This window comes from uncultured Bradyrhizobium sp., from assembly GCF_936928535.1.
Taxonomy (GTDB): Bacteria; Pseudomonadota; Alphaproteobacteria; order Rhizobiales; family Xanthobacteraceae; genus Bradyrhizobium.
On sequence record NZ_CAKZHY010000020.1, the window covers coordinates 1 to 20,947 of the forward strand.

General features: G+C 63.8%; 20 protein-coding genes. 8 read left to right on the forward strand and 12 right to left on the reverse strand.

Features of this window, described 5'->3' with window-relative positions; all coding sequences use genetic code 11:
- Positions 1 to 203: 203 nt before the first annotated feature.
- Positions 204 to 1,022: an alpha/beta hydrolase gene (locus tag Q0687_RS02115; protein ID WP_298871598.1), complete on the reverse strand. Its 819-nt coding sequence runs from the start codon at positions 1,020 to 1,022 to the stop codon at positions 204 to 206.
- A gap of 329 nt (positions 1,023 to 1,351) precedes the next feature.
- Here Q0687_RS02115 and Q0687_RS02120 point away from each other — a divergent pair, with 329 nt between their 5' ends.
- Positions 1,352 to 2,275, forward strand: coding sequence for a LysR substrate-binding domain-containing protein (locus Q0687_RS02120; protein ID WP_298871601.1), 924 nt, complete (start codon positions 1,352 to 1,354; stop codon positions 2,273 to 2,275).
- Positions 2,276 to 2,428: 153 nt separating this feature from the next.
- Here the strand turns inward: Q0687_RS02120 and Q0687_RS02125 are convergent, their stop codons facing one another.
- Positions 2,429 to 2,893, reverse strand: coding sequence for a GNAT family N-acetyltransferase (locus Q0687_RS02125; RefSeq protein ID WP_298871604.1), 465 nt, complete (start codon positions 2,891 to 2,893; stop codon positions 2,429 to 2,431).
- Between the two features lie 225 nt (positions 2,894 to 3,118).
- Between Q0687_RS02125 and Q0687_RS02130 the strand changes: the two genes are divergently transcribed.
- A complete protein-coding gene (locus Q0687_RS02130) occupies positions 3,119 to 4,171 on the forward strand; it encodes an alpha/beta hydrolase (protein ID WP_298871606.1) in 1,053 nt (350 codons plus the stop codon).
- Positions 4,172 to 4,219: 48 nt separating this feature from the next.
- Here the strand turns inward: Q0687_RS02130 and arsC are convergent, their stop codons facing one another.
- Genes arsC through Q0687_RS02150 form a run of 4 tightly spaced genes read right to left on the reverse strand, consistent with a single transcriptional unit; the run spans position 4,220 to position 6,201 of the window.
- On the reverse strand, positions 4,220 to 4,621 hold the full coding sequence (gene arsC / locus Q0687_RS02135) for an arsenate reductase (glutaredoxin) (protein ID WP_298871608.1): 402 nt from the start codon (positions 4,619 to 4,621) through the stop codon (positions 4,220 to 4,222).
- Positions 4,618 to 5,319, reverse strand: coding sequence for an MIP/aquaporin family protein (locus tag Q0687_RS02140; RefSeq protein WP_298871610.1), 702 nt, complete (start codon positions 5,317 to 5,319; stop codon positions 4,618 to 4,620). The genes arsC and Q0687_RS02140 overlap by 4 nt, the downstream gene beginning before the upstream one ends.
- Entirely contained in the window at positions 5,319 to 5,846 is a 528-nt protein-coding gene (locus Q0687_RS02145; RefSeq protein ID WP_298871613.1) for an arsenate reductase ArsC, read from the reverse strand. The genes Q0687_RS02140 and Q0687_RS02145 overlap by 1 nt, the downstream gene beginning before the upstream one ends.
- Complete coding sequence (locus Q0687_RS02150; protein ID WP_298871616.1) at positions 5,839 to 6,201, reverse strand: metalloregulator ArsR/SmtB family transcription factor; 363 nt, start codon at positions 6,199 to 6,201, stop codon at positions 5,839 to 5,841. The genes Q0687_RS02145 and Q0687_RS02150 overlap by 8 nt, the downstream gene beginning before the upstream one ends.
- A gap of 119 nt (positions 6,202 to 6,320) precedes the next feature.
- On the opposite strand from Q0687_RS02150, the gene Q0687_RS02155 reads away from it, so the two are divergent.
- The 4 genes from Q0687_RS02155 to Q0687_RS02170 are packed head-to-tail and all read left to right on the forward strand — an operon-like array spanning position 6,321 to position 10,474.
- The gene (locus Q0687_RS02155; RefSeq protein WP_298871619.1) at positions 6,321 to 6,638 is read left to right on the forward strand and encodes a metalloregulator ArsR/SmtB family transcription factor; all 318 of its coding nucleotides are present in this window, start codon (positions 6,321 to 6,323) and stop codon (positions 6,636 to 6,638) included.
- A gap of 50 nt (positions 6,639 to 6,688) precedes the next feature.
- Positions 6,689 to 8,053: an NAD(P)-binding domain-containing protein gene (locus Q0687_RS02160; RefSeq protein ID WP_298871620.1), complete on the forward strand. Its 1,365-nt coding sequence runs from the start codon at positions 6,689 to 6,691 to the stop codon at positions 8,051 to 8,053.
- Positions 8,050 to 9,225: an MFS transporter gene (locus Q0687_RS02165; RefSeq protein WP_298871713.1), complete on the forward strand. Its 1,176-nt coding sequence runs from the start codon at positions 8,050 to 8,052 to the stop codon at positions 9,223 to 9,225. The genes Q0687_RS02160 and Q0687_RS02165 overlap by 4 nt, the downstream gene beginning before the upstream one ends.
- A 55-nt stretch (positions 9,226 to 9,280) precedes the next feature.
- Positions 9,281 to 10,474, forward strand: a complete 1,194-nt coding sequence (locus tag Q0687_RS02170) for an MFS transporter (protein WP_298871716.1) — start codon at positions 9,281 to 9,283, stop codon at positions 10,472 to 10,474.
- A gap of 296 nt (positions 10,475 to 10,770) precedes the next feature.
- Here the strand turns inward: Q0687_RS02170 and Q0687_RS02175 are convergent, their stop codons facing one another.
- The 3 genes from Q0687_RS02175 to Q0687_RS02185 are packed head-to-tail and all read right to left on the reverse strand — an operon-like array spanning position 10,771 to position 14,234.
- Positions 10,771 to 11,355, reverse strand: a complete 585-nt coding sequence (locus Q0687_RS02175) for a DUF1254 domain-containing protein (protein WP_298871622.1) — start codon at positions 11,353 to 11,355, stop codon at positions 10,771 to 10,773.
- Positions 11,352 to 11,930, reverse strand: coding sequence for a DUF1214 domain-containing protein (locus Q0687_RS02180; protein WP_298871625.1), 579 nt, complete (start codon positions 11,928 to 11,930; stop codon positions 11,352 to 11,354). The genes Q0687_RS02175 and Q0687_RS02180 overlap by 4 nt, the downstream gene beginning before the upstream one ends.
- A 9-nt stretch (positions 11,931 to 11,939) precedes the next feature.
- Positions 11,940 to 14,234 (reverse strand): PBP1A family penicillin-binding protein, encoded by a 2,295-nt coding sequence (locus Q0687_RS02185; protein WP_298871628.1) that lies wholly within the window; start codon positions 14,232 to 14,234, stop codon positions 11,940 to 11,942.
- A gap of 295 nt (positions 14,235 to 14,529) precedes the next feature.
- On the opposite strand from Q0687_RS02185, the gene Q0687_RS02190 reads away from it, so the two are divergent.
- Positions 14,530 to 15,045 (forward strand): YcgN family cysteine cluster protein, encoded by a 516-nt coding sequence (locus Q0687_RS02190; RefSeq protein ID WP_298871631.1) that lies wholly within the window; start codon positions 14,530 to 14,532, stop codon positions 15,043 to 15,045.
- Between the two features lie 172 nt (positions 15,046 to 15,217).
- Positions 15,218 to 16,807 (forward strand): MDR family MFS transporter, encoded by a 1,590-nt coding sequence (locus Q0687_RS02195; protein WP_298871634.1) that lies wholly within the window; start codon positions 15,218 to 15,220, stop codon positions 16,805 to 16,807.
- A gap of 6 nt (positions 16,808 to 16,813) precedes the next feature.
- On the opposite strand, the gene Q0687_RS02200 is transcribed toward Q0687_RS02195, so the two are convergent.
- The 3 genes from Q0687_RS02200 to Q0687_RS35790 form a co-directional block, all read right to left on the reverse strand.
- Complete coding sequence (locus Q0687_RS02200) at positions 16,814 to 18,502, reverse strand: alpha/beta-hydrolase family protein (protein ID WP_298871636.1); 1,689 nt, start codon at positions 18,500 to 18,502, stop codon at positions 16,814 to 16,816.
- A gap of 16 nt (positions 18,503 to 18,518) precedes the next feature.
- Positions 18,519 to 20,213 carry a thiamine pyrophosphate-requiring protein gene (locus Q0687_RS02205; protein ID WP_298871718.1) on the reverse strand — a complete coding sequence of 565 codons (1,695 nt, stop codon included), beginning with the start codon at positions 20,211 to 20,213 and terminating at the stop codon, positions 18,519 to 18,521.
- A 69-nt stretch (positions 20,214 to 20,282) separates the two neighbouring features.
- Positions 20,283 to 20,552: a hypothetical protein gene (locus Q0687_RS35790; RefSeq protein WP_363323917.1), complete on the reverse strand. Its 270-nt coding sequence runs from the start codon at positions 20,550 to 20,552 to the stop codon at positions 20,283 to 20,285.
- Between the last annotated feature and the right edge of the window lie 395 nt (positions 20,553 to 20,947).

Below are 20,947 nucleotides of genomic sequence, written 5' to 3' on the forward strand. Positions count from 1 at the left end.
AGACTTGAAACCACCGCCCGCCATCGAGGCTCAAGGAGTTTTGCAACGGAATCCCGTCGATAGCCGACGTCGTAATGGCCTGAGCCTTGTTCGGCTGAGGGCCACAAGCGGCTGTCGCATACCGTCTCCTGAACTGGAAGGAGAGGCCGCCTTGCAAACGGCATCTCCTTCGTGCGGCAAACGATGATGGATGAGAGATGTCGTCAAGACCTGATGAACGAGAGCAGATCGGGGTTGAGGACATCCGCATGGGTCGTGAGCATGCCATGGGGATAGCCGGGATACGTCTTCAGCGACCCGTTCTTGAGCAGGTTGACCGCACGCGGCACTGAACTTGCGAACGGGACAACTTGATCAGCCTCGCCATGCATCACCAGCACCGGCACGGTGATCTTCTTGAGGTCTTCGGTATAATCTTCGAGCCAGGAGTCGACAGTCGCGTAGTGAGCGAGAGCACCACCGGCCATGCCTTGGCGCCACCAGTTCGCAATGATTGCCTCCGAAGGCTTGGCCCCATCGCGATTGTACCCGTAGAACGGATTCTCAGGGACGAAACGGTAGAATTCCGACCGGTTGCCCAACATGCCTGCTCGGATAGCTTCGAACCACTCCGGCGGTTGACCGGACGGGTTTTCCTCGCTCCGGTACATGTTCGGCGTCAGTGAAGCGACCAGCGCCGCCTTCGCGACGCGCTCCTGGTGGCGAGCGACATAGCGAGCCACCTCGCCGCCACCTGTAGAGTGGCCGATGTGGATCGCGTCGCGCAAGTTGAGGTGTTCAGTCAGGGCCGCGAGGTCGGCAACCCAGTGGTCCATGTCGTTGCCGGTGCCGGGCTGGTCGGACCGGCCGTGGCCGCGCCGGTCATGGGCGATCACGCGATAGCCGTGGCGAAGGAAGAATGTCATTTGGACATCCCAGTCGTCCGCTGTCAGGGGCCAACCGTGGCTGAAAACGATTGGCTGACCTGATCCCCAATCCTTGTAGAAGATGTTTACGCCGTCTGTCGTCGTGATCGTGGGCATCGAGAGCTCCATTGAAATTTATTGATAGGAAAGGCAAACGAGCCCAAGCTGATCAGGCCATAGATCGCGGCTCCTGGCTTTCCAAAAGACACGATGTTCAGCGGCCGCGCCTCGCTGCAGAATTGTTGAGGCCGTACTGAATTGCGATCACGCCGTGCCTATCGGCCTGGAGTGCTGGGATCACTTTGCTGAAGACGATACGAGGCTTCGGCAAAGCATTGTTCGTTGTCCTTTTCTTGGTTGAAGACTGCGAAACGGTAAATCCCTCTTTGGCTCCTGACCAAGACCTTGTAGGCTTCAAGCTATGCCTGGGAGATATAAGAGGGATCATGGAGCTCCGGCACCTGCGCTATTTCGTTGCCGTCGCTGAAGAAGGCAGCCTGCTGAACGCCGCCGAGCGGCGACTGAACACCTCCCAGCCGTCGCTGAGCCGGCAAATTCGCGATCTGGAAGCCGAAGTCGGCGTTCAGCTATTGGAGCGCCAGGCGCGCGGCGTGGCGCTGACCGCCGCCGGACGCGTGTTTCTCGATCATGCGCGGCTGGCGTTGCTGCAGGTCGAGGCCGCAACGGAAGGGGCCCGGCAGACGGCGCAACCGCAAAGGCCCGTACTCTCGATGGGCTTTCTCGTCGGGCTGGAGGTGATGTGGCTCCCCCAGCTGCTGCGCATCCTCCGCGAGGAAGCCCCCGATGTCGAAGTCACGCTCAGCACGCAGTCGTCACCAGAATTGGCGCTCGCGCTGTTGCGAGGAAAATTGGACATCGCTTTCCTTCGTCCGGAGAAGGACAACGAGGGCGTCGTCTTCAAGATATTGGCGAAGGAGCCCTTGATTGCCGTGCTGCCGGCCGAACACCGCCTGGCGTCACGGAAGAAGATTCGTCCGCAGGATCTCGCCCGCGAGATCTACGTCAGCTCGGCAAGAACATCGCCGGTCTTGCAGGATGTCATACAGAACTACGCATCCCGGGTCGGCATTACCCTCAAGGCGAAGTATGAGGGTGAAAATATATCATCGGCCATGTCGCTCGTGGCCTCCACGGGCGGAATTAGCCTCGTCCCGCTCTATGCGCAGAACATGCTTGCGCCGAACGTCGTCGCCAGAGCGCTCGAGGGCGGCACGCCAACGGTCGATTTGGCCTTGGGATACAATCCGGCAAATTCGTCGCCCTTGCTGCGTCGGCTTTTGTCCCGCACGGATGAATTGGTCGCGAACGTCCAGAACCAGAGCATCATCCGATACGTTGAAGCTCCGTAGCCGGCGGTACCAGGCGTCCGCTGTACGGTCGCCGACAGCCGACGCGACGATCGACGCCGCATTCTTCGGGCAAGGGCCAACAGCCGACTTGGCTGATGGTATCCATGAGGTGGGAACGAAAGGCAGTAGAGAGCCAGAAGCGGGCGGTTGAGCTCAAGCCCCTTGCAGGTCTTTCACGAGTTTCGGAAGCAATCTTCCGGCAATTGAGCCAGACTGCGCAAGGCCGCAATCTTCTGCGCCCATCCGTCTGTAGAACGATGCGGCATCCGGGTCGGCCTCGATAACAAGGTGATCGGCTCCCATACGTGTCGCCATGGCGGTCGCCCAAGCAAAGAGAGCCTTGCCGATGCCTCCTCGCAGCGCGGTCGGTTCAACGAACAGTTTGAGCAAGTCGGCTTGGTTTCCGACCACCTTGACCTGCGCGACCCCAACGATTGTTCCCTGATCTTCGGCAACCGCAATCGCGGTTGATCTCAATTCGTGCGGATCAATAAAGAGTTCACGACGACACGCCTCCATGAAGTCCTTGTCGTAACCCCATACGGCCTTCGACCGGAAGCAGAGTGCTGAAAGCGCAGGTAGCTCTTCGACTACGGGAGACCTCAGGAGGTATGGCAAGTCGCTGGCTCCGGTTGGGCTTTTTGCTGGAGCATGGCAGTCGCGGCGCAGTCTTCCGCACGGTGCTGTGACTTTCGACGATGCCATCATGCCAGTGTTTTGCCCGACGTGTCAAAGCGGAATGGCCGGAGGAGGTGAACCTCCGACTGCCTTTGGCGTTGTCGCCTGGTTTCAACGCGACGAATGCAGTCCACGAACGATTTGCCTTCGATGGAGTATTGGTCCATGAGCGCGACCTCTTCGACGCTGGTTTCGCGGACTTTGACGACCCCGCGCCAGTCAACGCACTACATCGAGTGCGGGCCGGTCGGCGGACCGTTGATGATCTTTCTTCACGGCTGGCCGAGCCTTGGCTTGATGTGGCGGGCTCAGATGGATGCGTTTGCGGCCGACGGTTGGCATTGCGTCGCTCCGGATCTGCGCGGCTTCGGCGGCTCTTCCGCGCCGCCGGCAATCGAGGCCTACGCCATCGAGGAGGTGGTCGCCGACATGACGGAGCTCCATGATCACCTTGGAGGCAAGCCTGCGATCTGGGTCAGTCACGACTGGGGTGTCGTCGTGGCCGCGGAACTGGCTGCTCATCATCCCGACCGCAGCCGTGGCGTGGTGTTGACCTCGTTGGCTTATCAGCCTGCGGGGCACGCTCTGCGCACGCTCATCCCTCTCGTCGACCGGACGATTTATCCAACCGAGCAGTATCCGGATGGACAATGGGATTACTACCGATACTACACGACGCATTTCGAGACGGCGGTCGCCGACTTGAATGCAGACCCGGCAGCATCTCTGGCGACAATCTTTCGGAGCGGCGACCCCGCCGGCTTGGGGAAGGTTGCCCCGCATGCCATGGTCACGCGCAACGGAGGGCGCTTTGGCGCCGCGCATCGGGCACCGCCGACCGACCCCAACCCCGCTATCTGGCCGCCCGCCGACTTCGACGCGCTGGTGCAGGCCTTCAAGGAGCACGGCTTCCGCCCCTCATGCGCGTGGTACCTGAACGACGGCGCCAATCTTGCCTACGCTCGCAGAGCCCCAAATGGCGGCCGCCTGTCGCAACCGGTTCTTTTCGTCAACGGCGCCTTCGATCAGATCTGCACCATCAGCGGAAATCGCCAGGGCGATCCGATGCGAGCAGCGTGCACGGATCTTGCTGAAGCAAGTCTGCCCGCCGGACATTGGCTGCCGCTGGAGCGAAAGGTCGAACTGATCCAGGTCATTCGCGATTGGCTGAAAGGAAAAGGCTTCGATATCGCGAGATCGGAGCAGGTGCTGCCATAGGCACGGCTCCCGGCTTGTCGAACTGACAACGGCTGAGCGGCCGTGAGCTTATCGCGCTTCGATCACCTCTCCGTCTTCCTTCACGAACCGGCCGACCGGGTTATCCAGCAGATCGATGACCGCCTCCGAGGGCCGGCACAGTCGCGCGCCTTTCGGCGTCACCACGATTGGACGGTTGATCAGAATGGGATGCGCGAGCATCCGGTCGATCAGTTCGTCATCGGTCCATTTGGGATCGGCGAGGCCAAGGTCCTTGTAGGGCGTGCCCTTCTCGCGCAGGAGGGCGCGCACCGGGATGTCCATCGCTGCAATCAGTTGCTTGAGCGTTTCGCGCGAGGGCGGCGTTTTCAGGTATTCAATGACGGTGGGCTCGACGCCGCTCTGCCGGATCATCGCCAAGGTGTTGCGCGACGTGCCGCAGTCCGGGTTGTGATAGATCGTGACGCTCATCTTGTCGTCTCCGCGACAGGGACAGGGCCGCGCGCCTTCGATGGGCCGAGCAGCCAGTTCATCATGAGCATGCCGGCGAATGCTCCGCAGAGCTCCGCAAGGATGAAGCCGGGCAGGTCCACAGGCCGAATGCCGGCAAAGGTGTTCGTCAGTGACCGCGCGATGGCGACGGCGGGGTTGGCAAATGACGTGGAGGCCGTGAACCAGTAGGCGGCGGTGATGTAGAGGCCGACCAGCCAGGGCACGGCTGTCCGCTGAAACCGGATGCCGGCCAGGATCGTTGCGACCAGCCCAAAGGCGGCGACCGCTTCAGCGAACCATTGTGGTCCACCGGTCCGAACCTTCATCGATAGATCGAGCAGGGGTAGGCCGAACATCAGGTGCGCGGCCATCGTGCCGGCGATGCCGCCAGCGATCTGCGCGATCACATAGAGCGCGGCTTCGTTCACCGGCAGCTCGCGCTTGCCGGTGAAAACAAGCGTCACCGCAGGGTTGAAATGTGCGCCGGAGATCGGGCCGAGCACCGTGATGAGGACCACGAGGATGGCGCCGGTCGGCAAGGTGTTGCAGAGGAGCGCAAGCGCAACGTCCTTGGTCAGCGTCTCCGCCATGATGCCGGAGCCGACCACGGTGGCGACGAGAATGCCGGTGCCAAGTGCTTCGGCGGCGAGGCGCCGGGAAAGATCGAAGGTATCCATCAGCCGGCCTTCGGGGCGGGATGTGTCGTGCCATCGGAGCGGCCGATCTCGCGCAGCCTCGTGCCGAGCGAGAGCTTGTCGATGCTCCTCAATGGGAGGTTCACGAAGGTATCGATCCGGTTCTTGAGATAGCGGAACGCCGTGACGAACGCCGCTTGCCTCTCCAGTTCCGAGCCCTCCGCGGCGGCGGGATCTTCGATGCCCCAATGCGCCGTCATCGGCTGGCCCGGCCAGATCGGACAGGCTTCACCTGCGGCGTTGTCGCAAACGGTGAAGACGAAATCCATCACCGGCGCGTCAGGGGCGGCGAACTCCAGCCAGCTTTTCGAGCGCATTCCGTCGGTCGGATAGTCCATGGTCTCCAGCGTGCGCAACGCCAAGGGATGCACCGCGCCTTTCGGCGTGCTCCCGGCGGAGAACGACCGAAAGCGGCCGGCGCCGTCCTTGCGAAGGATCGACTCGGCAAGAACCGATCGCGCCGAATTGCCGGTACACAGGAACAAGACGTTGTACACGTGATCAGACACGGCTTCGCTCCTTTCGCTTGGGCGAACAACATGATTGCAGGGTTTGAACGACAGGCTCGCAAACTTCGGGCCGTCCGCCGCAGCAATCCCGGAGCAGGAAAAGCGCGACGTCGCGAAATTCTGCGAGGTTGGAGCGGTAGACGATCGAACGGCTGCGCCGCTCGGAGGTCACGAGGCGCGCACGCGTCAGGATCGACAGATGCGCGGAGAGCGTATTGGGCGGGACTTCCAGCAGGCGGGCCAGGTCGCCGGCCGCAAGCCCGTCAGGCTCGTGTTTGACCAACGTCCGAAATGCCTCCAGACGAGTTGATTGGGAGAGGGCGGCGAGTGCCAGGACGGCTTCTTCAGTTTCCATATATCCAGATTTATGGAAATATAACGGGTGGGTCAATCCGGAATCGGAAGTCGGTGTCTATTTCGAACATTCTAGAAATATGGTTTGACAGCCGCCGTGAGGAGGCGCATCGTGCCGTCATGAAGATCGACGATGCAGCGGCACGCCTCGAAGCCTTGGGAAATCGGACACGGCTCCAGATCTACCGGTCCCTGGTTCGGGCAGGTCATCCGGGCATGCCTGTCGGCCGCCTGCAGGAAAAGCTCAAGATCCCGGCATCGACGCTGTCCCATCACATCAAAACCTTGGTCTCGGTTGGGCTGGTCAGTCAGGTCAGGGAATCCACGACGCTGGTTTGTCATGCCAATTTCGATGCGATGCGAGGGCTCGTTGATTTCCTGGCGGCGGAGTGCTGTGCCGACGAAGTCGGATGCAAGGATACGCAAACGGCGGCTTGACTTTCTTGGCTGCAATAATTCGATAGTTCTAGAATGATCGGAGAAGCCGAATGAAACAAAAGAGGGTGGCTATCATCGGGGCAGGCCCGGTCGGCCTCGCGGCCGCGGCATATGTGCTCGAACGCGGCATGTCGCCGATCGTGCTCGAAGTAGGTCCGGAAGCCGCGCATGCTGTTCGCCAATGGCAGCACGTTCAGCTCTTCTCGCCATGGGAATACAATGTCGACAAGGCAGCAGCGCGCCTGCTCGCGCCGACCGGATGGAATTCGCCGGATCCTCAATCCTATCCGACCGGCGGCGAATTGATCGATCGGTATCTCGGTCCGCTCGCGACGCGCACGCCGCTGTGCGAGGCGATCCGCACCTCCAGTCGCGTCACGGCCATCAGCCGCGCCGGCTTGGACAAGGCGAAGACGAAGGGCAGGGCGCAGGCGCCCTTCGAAATCCGCTATCAGAACGGCAGAGGCCCCGAAGTGCTGCGCGCCGACGCGGTCATCGACGTGTCGGGCACCTGGTTCTCGCCCAATCCCGCTGGCAGCAACGGCTTGGCCGCGATCGGCGAACGCGCGTGCGCAGACCGCATCGCCTATGGCATGCCTGATGTGCGGGGCGCCGATCGCGCCAGATATGCTGGCAAGATTGTTGCCGTGCTCGGCGCCGGCCATTCCGCGGTGGGCACGTTGATCGATCTTGCGCAGCTCGCCCAGGAAGTCCCGGGCACGCAAGCCATCTGGCTCTTGCGCGGCGCCGATCCCGCAAAGGCTTTCGGCGGCGGCCGCAATGACAAGCTTGCCGCGCGTGGAGAGCTTGGTTCTGCTTTCGCCGCGCTGGTGGCGGCCGGGAAGATCAAGGTGGAGACCGGATTTGGCGTCACGCACCTCTCGGACTCCGAGGACGGCCTCAGGATATCGGCAGGCGCCTCCTGCGGTGTGCGCAGCGTGGTTGCAGATGAATTTGTCGTCTCCACTGGCTTCCGTCCCGATCTGTCATTCCTGTCCGAGCTGCGGCTTCGGCTCGATCCGGCGATCGAGGCGCCCGTCGCACTCGCGCCGCTGATCGATCCCAACGAGCATAGTTGCGGGACGGTCCGTCCCCATGGTGCCCGCGAGCTCGCGCATGACGAGCCGGGCTTTTATCTCGCCGGCATGAAATCCTACGGCCGCGCGCCGACCTTCCTGATGATGACCGGATACGAGCAGGTGCGCTCGATCGTTGCCGAGATCGCAGGCGACAAGGAAGCCGCGACACGGGTCGAGCTCGTGCTGCCGGAAACCGGCGTGTGCACGCGCGGCGGCGTCGAGTCTGAGGCCGCAGCGGGATGCTGCGGTGGGCCGCCAAAGGAAGAGGCCTCCGCCTGCTGCGCCGCCGACGAAACGGCGAAGAAGGCAAGCCGTGCGGGGTGTGGTTGCTCATGAAGCAGGTCCCTGCCGGCTCGCTGGCGGTCGTCATTGCACTCGGCACCGCGCAGACCATTGCATGGGCGTCGAGCTACTATCTCCCCGCCATCCTGGCTGCGCCGATCGCGCGCGATCTCGGTCTCGCGCCGACTTACGTGTTTGGCGCGCTGTCCGGCGCGCTCGTCATCTCAGGATTGCTCGGTCCCCGCGTTGGGCACGCTATCGATACGTTCGGAGGGCGCAGCCTGCTTGCCGTCTCGAACCTCGTCTTTGTTGCGGGCTTGCTCCTACTGTCTGTAACCCACGGCATGGCGCTGCTGATCACAGCCTGGATATTGCTGGGGATTGGCATGGGAATGGGCCTCTACGAAGCGGCCTTCGCAACGCTTGCACGCATCTATGGTGCCGATGCGCGACGAACCATCACCGGCATCACGCTGATAGCGGGTTTTGCCAGCACCGTCGGCTGGCCACTCACAACTTGGCTCGCGTCGGAATATGGCTGGCGCGTCGCCTGCCAGGTGTGGGCGGCGATCCATATCGGGCTTGCGTTGCCACTCAATCTTTCGCTGCCGCGCGCAGCTCCATTGGACCAGGAGTCGCGAGCGGGCACGGGGGCCAGCCGGCAATCCGAACGCCAGAGCGAAGCTTTCTCAATGGTGGTGCTGGCCTACATGTTCGCTGCGACGAGTTTCGTCAGCTCCGGCGTGTCGGCGATCTTGCCGACGATGCTGGTTGCATTTGGCGCGACGCCCGCACAGGCCCTGTTCGCGGGAACATTGGTTGGCCCTGCTCAAGTCGCCGCCCGCATCCTGGAGGCGGGATGGCTCGGCGGATTTCATCCGCTTCTTTCTGCAAGGCTGGCCACGCTCATGAACCCGATCGGTATCGTTGCGCTGGTCGCGGGCGGCTCGTTCCTCGCACCGGCCTTCTCGGTATTGTATGGCGCGGGCAACGGCATCATCACCATTGCGCGCGGTACGCTTCCCTTGGCGATTTTCGGGCCGACGGGTTTCGGCCGACGCGTCGGTATGATCTCGCTGCCGGCCCGCGCGACAGGGGCTTTCGCCCCGCTCGCATTGGGCATGATGGTGGAGCATTTCGGCACCAGTGCACTGTGGATCAGCGCGGTCGCCTCGATCTCCGCCTTCTCTGCGCTCCTGCTGCTTCGAGCGGATCCGGCAACATAGGACGAGATGGGAGGTATGCATTCGTAGCTTGAGCGGCCGGCCCCTGATCGCGGTCATGTGCATCGGCCAGGTCGGCAACCTGCTGTCGCACGTGACGCTATCAGCGAATCTCGCGCAGCATCTGATGCCGGAATGGGGACTTTCCGCCGCCGGAGGCGGGTTGATGGCGAGCGGCTACGCTTTCGGCTACATGCTCGCCGTGCCGGTGCTGACGACGTTGACCGATCGGATCGATGCGCGGATCGTGCTGCTGTGCGGCTCCATCGTCAGCGGACTTGCGACCGTAGCCTTTGGCATCTTCGCACAAGGGTTCTGGTCGGGGACGATCGTCTGGTCGCTTGCTGGCCTGGGATTTGCCGGCGCTTACATGCCCGGGCTGAAGGCGCTGACGGACCGACTGCCCGCCGGCGACACCTCGCGTGCCGTGACGCTGTACACGTCGAGCTTTTCGGTCGGCGTCGGGCTTTCGTTTCTCGTTGCGCAACTTCTCGCAGATCGCTGGGGTTGGCGGATCGCCTTCTACGTCACCGGCATCGGCCCCGTTGCGATGGTGGTTGCATGTCTTCTGATGGAGGGGCGTCGGGCCACTCCGAAAGCTGGGCGCCTCCTGGATTTCGCGCCGGTTTTCTCGAACCGCGAGGCGCTCGGTTACATCTTCGGTTACGGCGCGCATTGTTTCGAGCTCTACGGCATCCGCACCTGGCTGGTCGGTTTCTGGACGTTCGTCGTTGCGCATCAAGGCGCGCCCTCGTGGTTGACACCGGTGTTGATGAGCTTCTGCTTTGCGGTGATCTCGATGCCCGCCAGCATCCTAGGCAACGAGGCCGCATTGAAATTCGGACGACACCGCGCCATCACAATCGTGATGATCGCGTCGGCCTGCGTCGCGATCATCATCGGCCTCAACGCGACAGCTCCCGCATGGGTGCTCGCGCTGATGCTGATGATCTATGGCCTCACGGTGCCGGCCGATTCCGGAGCGCTGACGGCTGGCATGTCCGCTGCGGCCGTCTCCGACCATCGTGGCGCAACGCTGGCTCTGCATTCCACCGTCGGCTTCGGGCTTTCAGCCCTCGGTGCCTGGGGGACGGGCGTCGCGCTCGACATTGCGGGTGGACCCCAGAGTGCGCGTGGCTGGCTACTGGTCTTCATCATTCTTGCGACCGGAATCCTGCTCGGACCATTGGCGCTGCTCTGGGCCCGCGGAAGCAAAGCCCAAGTGCACCCGTTCGGCATAAGGCCGAAGTGAGACAGGGCCGGTGTGAGGCCTCGCGCACCTGGCGGCATGCGAGTCAGCTTTCGCACGCTTCCTGCGGCCATGAAAAAACCCGCGGCGGATTTATCTGCGCGGGTGCTGACGAATTTTCGATGATGCCACTCTGCCAGTGTTTTGCCCGACGTGTCAAAGCGGAAAATAGGGGCGGACAGGGGATGCGCCGACTCTCTCCGAAGAGCCTGTTTGGGTGCGGCGTCGAAATTGCCAATCGCATCAACGCCCCGCTACTGTGCATGGGGTCGTTTTCGCGCGCTTTGCTTTCGGTGGTCTCAGCGCCGGCCGCGCGGTGCCTCGGCCTTGGCGGGCGCTTCGGTCTGCGGCGCGCAGGTCGCGGCGGCAAGCGTCGCTTGCGCCTGCGGCATCAGGCCGGGCTCGGCGGCGAGCGCCTTCATCACGATCAGGCCTGTCGCGCTGGGGGAGTCGATGATCAGGCGGTCGGCCGCGGTGACCTCTTCGTCCTCGGGCAGGGCGTTGTGCTGCGCTTCCGTCATCAGGTCGAGCTCGATCACCTTCTTGCCGGCCGAGCGGTCGTTGATGGCGTAATAGGCGATCTCGTTGCGGGTGTAGAACGACACCGACGTATAGGCCTGGCTCACCGGCACGGTGAGCTTGATCGGTCCGCCCGAAAGGTCATAGCGGCAGATCGCCAGCGCGAAGGCCGGGTCCATGAACGGCATCGGCGAGGTATTGGGATCGGCGAGAGGAAGCTGCGTCACTCCGTTGAGCTTGGTCATCGGCGTCAGCCGCGAATAGGCGTCCTGCGTTGCGATCCGCGGTAGCGCCAGCACGCTGACGAGATGGACCACGAGGCCCAGCACCACGCCGGCAAGAATGGTGAACGCCAGGCGGATCATGAGCAGCCCACCGTGGAGATGCTGGGCATCGGCGCGTCGCGCTTGGTGCGCGTCGCAACGCCGACGGGGGTGTCGTAGAGGCGGAACATCAGCGCATAGCGCTCGATGCCGCCGGTCGGCAGCCAGTTGCCGGCGCGCGAGCGCGCGGCGATGTGGATCTCGAACGTGCCGTCGGAGGCGCGCACGATCTCCTGGCTGGTGAAGCCGTAGCGCTGCAGCGAATTGGCGACGAGATGCCCCTTGCGGTCATACAGCGTCAGCGTCCAGAACCGCGCCGGCGGGGTCACGCCCGACACGACGACGTCGCAGCGGCCGTCGAGCGCCTTCTTCTTGTCGTCGGCCGTTGCGGTGAAGGCGACACCGTCGCCGGTGCCGATCGGCAGCTCGCCGTTGCGCACGATGGTGGCGCGCGAATAGGGATCGACGTCCGACGTGCCGGTGCGGGGGCGGGCGGTCCAGGCGCCGATCGTCAGCGCGCCGATTTCGGTGCCGCGCGTCGTCGTCATCCAGGTGGCGCCGACGCCGACCACGGTCGCGAGCAGCAGGGCCGTCAATGTGATCAGGAGCAGCCGCACGGGATCAGATCAGTTCTTGCGCGGAGTGGACGCGTTTGCGTTCTCCTCCGCCGCATAATTCTGCGGGAAGGCAAGCGCGCTCGTCGACGACGTCGGCTTGGCCGGCTTCGCGCTGTCGTCGGCAGCCGATTTGTTCGCGGTCTTGGCGGCGTCGTCGAGCAGCTTCTCGACCCGCACCAGAATGTCGGCGCCGCGCTTGGTCAGCACCGGCGGCGGACCGGGCTTGGTCTCCAGAACCTTGGGGGCCGCATTGGCCTGCGCATTGGCGATCTTCTCGCGCGGCAGCTTCTGGCCCATGCCGACGCCGGGAATTTCCCTGATCTCGACGCCCTGATGCGCGGCGACCATGATGTCGTGCCAGGTCTGCGCCGGCAGCGAGCCGCCGGTCATGCGGTTGGTCGGCGAGTAGTCGTCATTGCCGTACCAGACCGCGCAGGTGAAATTGCCGGTGTAGCCGACGAACCAGGCGTCGCGATACGCATTCGTCGTGCCGGTCTTGCCGGCGGTCGGAATGCCGTCGAGCGCGGCGCGGCGCGCGGTGCCTTCGCTGACGACGTGGCTCATCATGCCGGCCATGTCGGCGGCGATATTCGCGGGGATGGCCTGCTTCGGCTTCGGGCCGTCGCGATCCCAGCGCCACACCAGATCGCCGGCGCCGGTGCGCACCTCCAGCACCGCATGCGGCGTCACCGCCTTGCCGCGGTTCGGGAAGGTTGCATAGGCCACGGCGTGCTCGAGCACGCTGACTTCGTCGGAGCCGATCGGCAGCGACGGCGTATCGGGCAGGGGGGCCTTGATGCCGAAGCGGCGCGCGACCTCGACGATCTTGGCGCGGCCGATCTTGGCCGGGTTCGGCGCCTTCGGTTGTTCCTTCTGGCCGATCGCGATCGACAGTTTGACGGGCACGACGTTGATCGAGCGCGTGATCGCCTGCGTCAGCGTCACCGGGCCGGAATAGGAATGGCCATAGTTCTGCGGACACCAATTGCCGATGCAGACCGGGCCGTCGACCACGATCGAGTTCGGCGTGAACCCGTTCAGCAGCGCCGTGGTGTAGACATAAGGCTTGAACGACGAGCCGGGCTGGCGATAGGCGTCGACCGCGCGGTTGAACTGGCTCGCGCCGTAATCGCGGCCGCCGACCATGGCACGGATGCCGCCGTCGAGATCGGAGACGACGGTCGCGGCCTGCGTCGCGTGATAGTCGCGGCCGAACTGGCGCAGCTGGTTCTCGATGGCGTCTTCCGCCGCCTTCTGCACGTTGGTGTCGATCGCGAGGCGCACCACGAACACGCGCTCGGTGTAGGATTTCGGGAACGTGTCGACCAGCTTGCGCATCTCGTCGAAGGCGTAGTCGAGGTAGTAGTTCGGCGACGCCTCGTCGCGGCGGTCGACCGCGAAGGCCGGGTTGCGGCGGGCGCCGAACACCTGGCCCTCGGTCATGAAGCCGGCATCGACGAGATTGTCGAGCACGACGTTGGCGCGGGCACGCGCGGCGGGCAGGTTGATGTGCGGGGCGTATTTCGTCGGCGCCTTGAACAGGCCGGCGAGCATCGCCGCTTCCGCCAAGGTCACGTCACGCGCCGATTTGTTGAAATAGAAATGGGCCGCACCGTCCACGCCGAAAGTGCCGCCGCCCATATATGCGCGGTCGAGATAGAGTTTGAGGATCTCGTTCTTGGTCAGGCGCCATTCCAGCCAGACCGCGAGGAACGCCTCGTTGATCTTGCGCTCGATGGTGCGCTCGTTGCTCAGGAACAGGTTCTTGGCGAGCTGCTGCGTGATCGACGAGCCGCCCTGGCGGACGCCGCCGGCCTGGGCGTTGGTGACGAGAGCGCGCGCGGTGCCGGCGATGTCGATGCCGAAATGGTCGTAGAAGCGGCGGTCTTCGGTGGCGAGCGTCGCCTTGATCAGGACATCAGGGAAATCTTCCAGCGGGATCGAATCGTTGTGCTTGATGCCGCGGCTGCCGATCGGGTTGCCGTAGCGGTCGAGGAACGTCACCGCGAGGTCGGATTTCTTCAGCCAGTCCTCGTCCGCGGTCTCGCGGAAGGCGGGGATGGCGAGGATCAGCATCAGCACCATGCCGCCGAGGCCGATGGTTGCGGCTTCCGACAGCGGCTCGATGAACACCCAGCGCTTCCACCGCCCGACATAGAAGCGGTCCATGAAGGTCGAGTAGCGCTCGTAGAGCTCGCGGATGCCCTTCGCCGAGGAGAACAGCGAGGAGTCGATGCGTGCATCGAGGTCCAGGAAGAAGTTCCTGAGACGACTCTTCCAGTTGGATGGTGTGTTCTGGACCACCTAGAACCCTTGAGGCTCGGTTCGAAAGCGTTCAAGCACCCGGCCGGGGCGGCATCGAGACGTCTTGCGGGATTGTTGCGGCAAACCCAAGGCGCCCGTTTCGCGCACCTCAGGCGGACTTGCTGTTCTTCTAGCCGAGCGGGGCCTATAAACCAATGGTCAGGCTCGCAATTTTGAACAACAGGCCTAATTGAACCCCGGTTCAATACGGGCCTTGCGGGGGCGTTCCTTGCAGTCTGACAGAAGCGCGCCCTAGATGGCGCTCGTCCCAGCTCATTGGATCAGTATCAGGCGCATGACCGCAGCTCGCAAACCACCTTCTGACCAGGATGGATTCTTCTGGAAAACCAAGAAGATGGAGGATATGTCGACGGCCGAATGGGAGAGCCTTTGCGATGGCTGCGGCCGCTGCTGTCTGAACAAGCTCGAAGACGAGGATACCGGCGAGATCTATTTCACCGACGTCAGCTGCAAGATGCTCGATTCCTGCACGGCCGGCTGCAAGGACTACACGAATCGCTTCGACTACGTGCCGGACTGCGTTGTCATGACGCCGGAAAAGGTCCGTACCCTCCCCTGGCTGCCTCCGAGCTGCGGCTACAGGCTCGTTGCCCAGGGCCGCGATCTCTATTGGTGGCACCCGCTGATCTCAGGCGATCCCAATACGGTGCATGAGGCCGGCGTCTCCGTGCGCGGCCGGGTCGCGGGCACCGAGGTAGAGATTCCCGACGACAAGCTTGAACACTATCTGGTGCAATGGCCCGGGCAGGTGCCGAAACGGGCACGCCTGAAGCGACGCCCCAAGGACTGATCAGCCGGACTGATCGGCCGCCTCTCTCATCACTTGTTCGGGATGACCGCGATGCGGGATGCACCCATGCGCAGCGGTGCCTGCCTGAGAAGAAGTTTGCTGCTTAGATTGGGTTCATAGAACGAATCCTTCGCGGCTTTGCACCGCAACACGCCCGATCCGACAGCCCGAGATGAACCAATTCACACGGCAGAGCAGCCAGGCTGCCGATATCAGGACATTGCCCGACGACATCGCCGAGGAATTGACCCGCCTTCCTGGCGAGGTCATCAGCGTTAGCGACGCGCCCCCGATCTCGCCGCCGGCATCGCTGTCACAGGACGAGGTCCGCACCATCGTCATCAGCCTGATGCTGACGATGTTCCTGGCGGCCCTCGACCAGACCATCGTTGCCACTGCGCTGCCGACCATCGGGCGCCAGTTCCAGGATGTCTCGAACCTCTCGTGGGTCATCACCGCCTATCTGCTCGCCTCGACTGCGGTCGCCCCCGTGTTCGGGACGCTGAGTGACATCTACGGCCGCAAGGCCATGATCATCGTCTCGCTGAGCCTGTTCATCGCCGGCTCGATCCTGTGCGCGATCGCGCCGAGCATGCCGATGCTGATTCTCGCGCGCGGCCTTCAGGGGCTCGGCGGCGGCGGCATCATGCCGGTCGTGCAGACCGTCATCTCCGACGTCGTCTCCCCGCGCGAACGCGGGCAGTACCAGGCCTATTTCTCCAGCGTCTGGATGGTCGGCGGCATCCTCGGCCCTGTCATCGGCGGTGTTTTCGCCGAGCATCTGCACTGGTCGATGATCTTCTGGATCAACCTGCCGCTCGCCGCCGCAGCCCTCGCGTTGCTGCTGCCGAAGATGAAGAAGATCCCGGTGTTCCATCGCAAGCGCAAGGTCGACTGGCTCGGCGGCGTGCTGCTGATGGCCTCCGCGGTCGTCTTCATGCTGGTGTTGACCTGGGGCGGTACGCGGTACAAGTGGCTGTCGCCGACCATTGTTGCGATGGTGGGCGGCGCCGTCGCGCTCGCGCTGACCTTCGTCTGGCACGCGCGCCGCGCCGACGAGCCGTTCCTGCCGCTGCCATTGCTGAGCGGATCGGTCGCGCCCTTCGCGCTGACCGCGGGCGGCTGCGGTCTCGGCGCCATCACCGGCCTCACCGTGCAGCTCCCGCTCTATTACGAGTCGGTCTATCATCTCAGCGCCAGCGAGGCCGGCCTTGCGCTGATTCCGCTCGCGGCGGTCTCGACGATAGGCGCCGCCGTCGCCGGTCGCACCATGGCGCGCGCCAAGCACTACAAGCGCGTCGCCATCGTCGGTACCTCCTGGGCTGCGATCTGCGCGCTCGGCCTGACGCTGACGACCTTGCCGTTGTGGGGCCTGTTGACGCTGATGGCCGCGTTCGCGCTCGGCCTCGGCACGACGTTTCCCGTCTGCGTGGTTTCGCTGCAGAACTCCGTTGCCCGTCCGCTGGTCGGCACCATCACCGGCGCGATGAACTTCTTCCGCTCGCTGATGTCCTCGTTCACGGTCGCAGCGTTCGCCGCCATCCTGCTGATCGCGCTCGGCGCCGACATTCCGCTGGCCGGCGAGCATCACGGTGCGGGCAGCCTCCCGGCGATTCCGGCCGAGGATATGCAGCACGCCTTTCGCTACGTCTTCGCGGCTGCGACCGCGCTGATGACCACCGCCTCGCTCTGCCTGATCATGATGGAGGAGCGGCCGCTGGCCGGTCCTTCCACGGCACAACCCGTGGAGATGGCGGAGTAGGGCGCTCTATCCGCCGCGATCAGGATCGTTGTCAGGCGTCTGTCGTGCCTTGGCGGCAAGACGGTTCTTGAGCTGCGCCAGCGCCTCAGCCGACCAATCATTGACATCGGTCACCGCGACCCAGGCATCGACATAATGCTCGGGCGCGTAGACATGGCCAAAGCCCATCGGCGCATTGGTTGCGACCGCCATGTCGAGTGCGAGCTGCAGCATGGTGACGATTGGATACCATCGCAGCTCCGGTGACACGTCAGGCCCACGCGGCGCGTTCATCCAGGCCGGGGCTCGATAGGCGTCGCGGTAGGCGAAGAACGTGATCGCATCGCTGGCATATTGCAGATAGACGACGCGCATCGCGCCCCAGGGTGTATCCGGCGGCACGGTCGACCCGTTCTGGTTCATGAAACGCACGAAGCGGCTGTCGCGGAATTCCGGCAGCCAGGCCGGCGAGCCCGGATTGCGGTTGTCGGTGATCGAGCGCCAGATGCGGCTCTCGAACGGCGCACCGCTCCACAGCGCGCCCGCGATGGGATCGCCGATCGTCTCGAACAGCTCTGCGGATTTCTCCGAGTTCATGGCGCCGAGGCTCAGCCCATGCAGATACAGCTTCGGCCTGACGTCCTTCGGCAGTGTCGTCCAGTAGCCGTAGATTTCGGCGAACAGGGCCCGCGCGGCTTCCGCGCCGTATTCGGGCTGAAACAGCAGCGACAGCGGACTGTTGAGATAGGAATATTGCATCGCGACGCTGGCGACATCGCCATGGTGGAGATATTCGACCGTATCCATCGCGGCCGGATCGATCCAGCCGGTGCCGGTCGGCGTAATGACGATCAGGACCTTGCGTTCAAAACCGTGCTGGCGCTTGAGCTCGTCGAGCGCAAGCCTGGCGCGCGCCTGGGCCGTGTCGCGGGCCGCGAGGCCGACATAGACGCGCACGGGCTCCCGCGCGGGATGCTCCGTGACCGCGCTGATCTCGGCTGCAGTCGGACCTGAGGCGATGAACCGGCGTCCCATGCGCCCGAGCTCCTTCCACTTCACCAGGGATGCCGGACCTCCGGTCTTGTCGGCCGCGGTCGGCTGCGGGCGCTCGGGCTCGAACAGGACGTCGAGTTCGCGGAAGGAGGAATCGAGTGCGTTGAAGGCGGTGCGGATCAGGACGTTGCTCGCGATCGACCAGAACAGCAGGGCTGCGACGATCACGCCGATGACGTTGGCGACCTTGCGCGGAATGGCGCGCCGCGTGCCCGCAGCGAGGACGTCAGCCAAAAGCGCGAACAGCCGCCCCAGCAACAGCAGTACCGCGAACGTGATCAGGGCGACGATGCAGACCTTGAGCGGATGCGCGGTCTCGACCGGCGCCATCTTCATCACGCTGCGGACCGCGTTCTGCCATGCGGTCGTCCGCCAGAGCGCGGCGATGACGACGAGCAGGCAGCCGGCCGCGACAAGCGCATTCGCGACGGATCTTGCGCGCGCCGATGGCTCGGGCAGTTCGAGATAGTGCCACAGCCGGCGCCACAGCACGCCGGCGAAATAGCCGATCGCAAAGCAGCCGCCGGCCAGCGTTCCCTGCGTGAGATAGCTGCGCGGGATCAGCGTCGGCGTCAGCGCCGCTGCGAAGAACAGCGCGCCTAGCATGAGGCCGACGCCGGACAGCGAGAGCAATTGCCGCCGAATGAACCGCGCGACTGTCATCAAAGCCCCTGTAGGCTCACGTCCCCGGCCGCGACACCTCGGTCTCCTTGCTGGTGATGAACTCCAGCAGCACCGGCACGCCTTCCCTGGTCTTCTGAATGCCGCGCTTGATCGCGGGGATGATGTCCTCCGGCTTCGTCACGCGTTCGCCATAGCCGCCGAAGGCGCGCGCCATTGCGGCATAGTCGCCCGAAATGTCGGTCGAGCGATACTTCTCGGTCGAGATCGGCATCACCTTCAGCTCGATCGCCATCGAGAAATTGTTAAGCAGGATCGACATGATCGGAATGCGCTCGCGCACCGCGGTCTCGAAGTCCATGCCGGTGAAACCAATGGCCGCATCGCCCCAGACGTTGATGCAGAGCTTATCGGGCTTGGCGAGCTTAGCGCCCATCGCGAGCCCAAGGCCGTAGCCGAGCTGCGTGGTCTTGCCCCAGCCGAGATAGGAGAGGGGCGTCACCGCCTTCCAGAACGGCGAGAGCTGATCGCGCGGGCTGCCGGCATCATGAGTGATGATGGTGTTGTCGATATCGACCGTGTGCTGCAGGTCCCACAGCACGCGGTAGGGACTGAGCGGCGCGTCGTTGCTGGTGAGTTTCGGCATCCATTTCGCCAGCCACTCTTTGTGCGAGGCTGCGATCTCGGCCGCGACCGCCGACGCATCACGGTCGGCAGTGACGGTCTTGCTGATCTCCTCCAGCAATGCATCGAGCACGAGACCGGCATCGCCGACGAGGCCGATCTTGGCTTCCACATCCTTGTTGAGATGGTTCGGATCGAGTGTGGAGTGGATGATGGTCTTGCCCTTCGGCATCGCGATGCCGAAGCTGGTCTCGGTGAAGGAGCAGCCGATCCCGAAGATGACGTCGGCCTCACCAAGGAATTTTGGCACCGCGCGCGGCACGGCGAGGCCACCGGAGCCAAGCGAGAGCGGATGCGTCTCAGGGAATGACGATTTGCCCCCCAGGCTGGTGGTGACGGGAATGGCCAGCCGTTCCGCCAGCCGTTTCAATTGCGGCCACGCCTGCGCATAATGCACGCCCTGGCCGGCATAGATGACCGGACGCTTGGCGCCCGTGAGCAGCGCAGCCGCTTCCCTCACATGCACGGGGTCGGCGCCGTAACGGGTGCGCAGCACCGGTGTGTAGTTCAGTGGCTCCGGCACCTCCTCATTCCACATGTCGGAGGGAATTTCGACGATGACGGGTCCGCCGCGGCCGTTCTTCAATTTGGTGAAGGCGCGTCGGAAGATGTTGGCGACCTCGGCGGCCAGGATGATCGGCTCGGACGATTTCGCGAACGGCTTCATCGCCTCGCTGGAATTGAAGTTCGGCTCGATATGCGCAAGCCGGCGCTGATAGCCCATCGGCAGCACCAGCACGGGAACGGATTCGCCAAAGCACTGCGCGACGCCACCCATCGCGTTCTCGGCGCCGGGGCCGTGCTGCATGCAGAACGCTCCGATCGTGCGCCCGGAGGTGACGCGTGAGATCGCGTCCGCCATGTGCACGCCGACGCGCTCCTGGCGCACCATCACAGGACGGATCTCGGCCTTGGCCGCGTGCTCGATCAGATGGTTGACGGGATAACCGCAGAGGATCTCGATCCCCTCGCGCCGCATGATTTCCGCAATGGCGGTGCCGAGCTTCATGGCGTCTCTCTCCCTGGCATGGCCGGTTGCTCCGGCTGTTGGGGAGAGAGGATCAGGAATCGGGGAGACGGTAAAGTGCGGCGAGAGATGTTCGCGGTAGGTCAGCCATGCAGCGAGATGCCGGCCATCCTATTTGCAGTTCTTGCAAATCGTCAGCTTGCGCTTCAACGCTTCGTCTTCCTGATCGATCGATGACTGCGCATCGAGGCCATCAGCATCCCGACTGGCGCCCTTCGCGGCGCGCGACCTGACCGGCGGCGTCACCTGGCTCGGTGCGTCATCGTCGGTGCCGGCACTGAAGCCATCATAATCGGCGGCCGGGTTCGGCAATGCCGCGGGTCTGCCGATCACCGGCAGTGGAGGCTCTCCGCCCGGCGCGCGGCCATCGTTGGTGACCATCGCCGGCTCCCTCCTGGGCTTGGCGTTCTTGGCCCCTGCATGCGGTGGCGAAGCGTTGGGCGGAGCCAACGAAACCGGCGGCGTCGCCGAATTCTGTGCTCTCGCGCTCTGCTGTGACCAGGCGCCGACCAAGATGAGGCCGATAGCCAGGAGCAACACGCGTCTCGTCAGCATCATTCAAACAGCCTTGCTTCAACGATTGACAGGTCGGGCTCATCGAGCCGCGCCGGGAAGAATATCAGCAGTGACATGGCCGTCAAAGTTGACGGAAATGGGAGCAGGCGGGATGTCGCTATGTCGCCTGGAACGTTTGACCCACGTCAAGCCGGTAGCTGGTTGCAGCATGGCATGATGACGGTGGTGATGAGATGACGCGTGCTCATCACGCTTCCAGG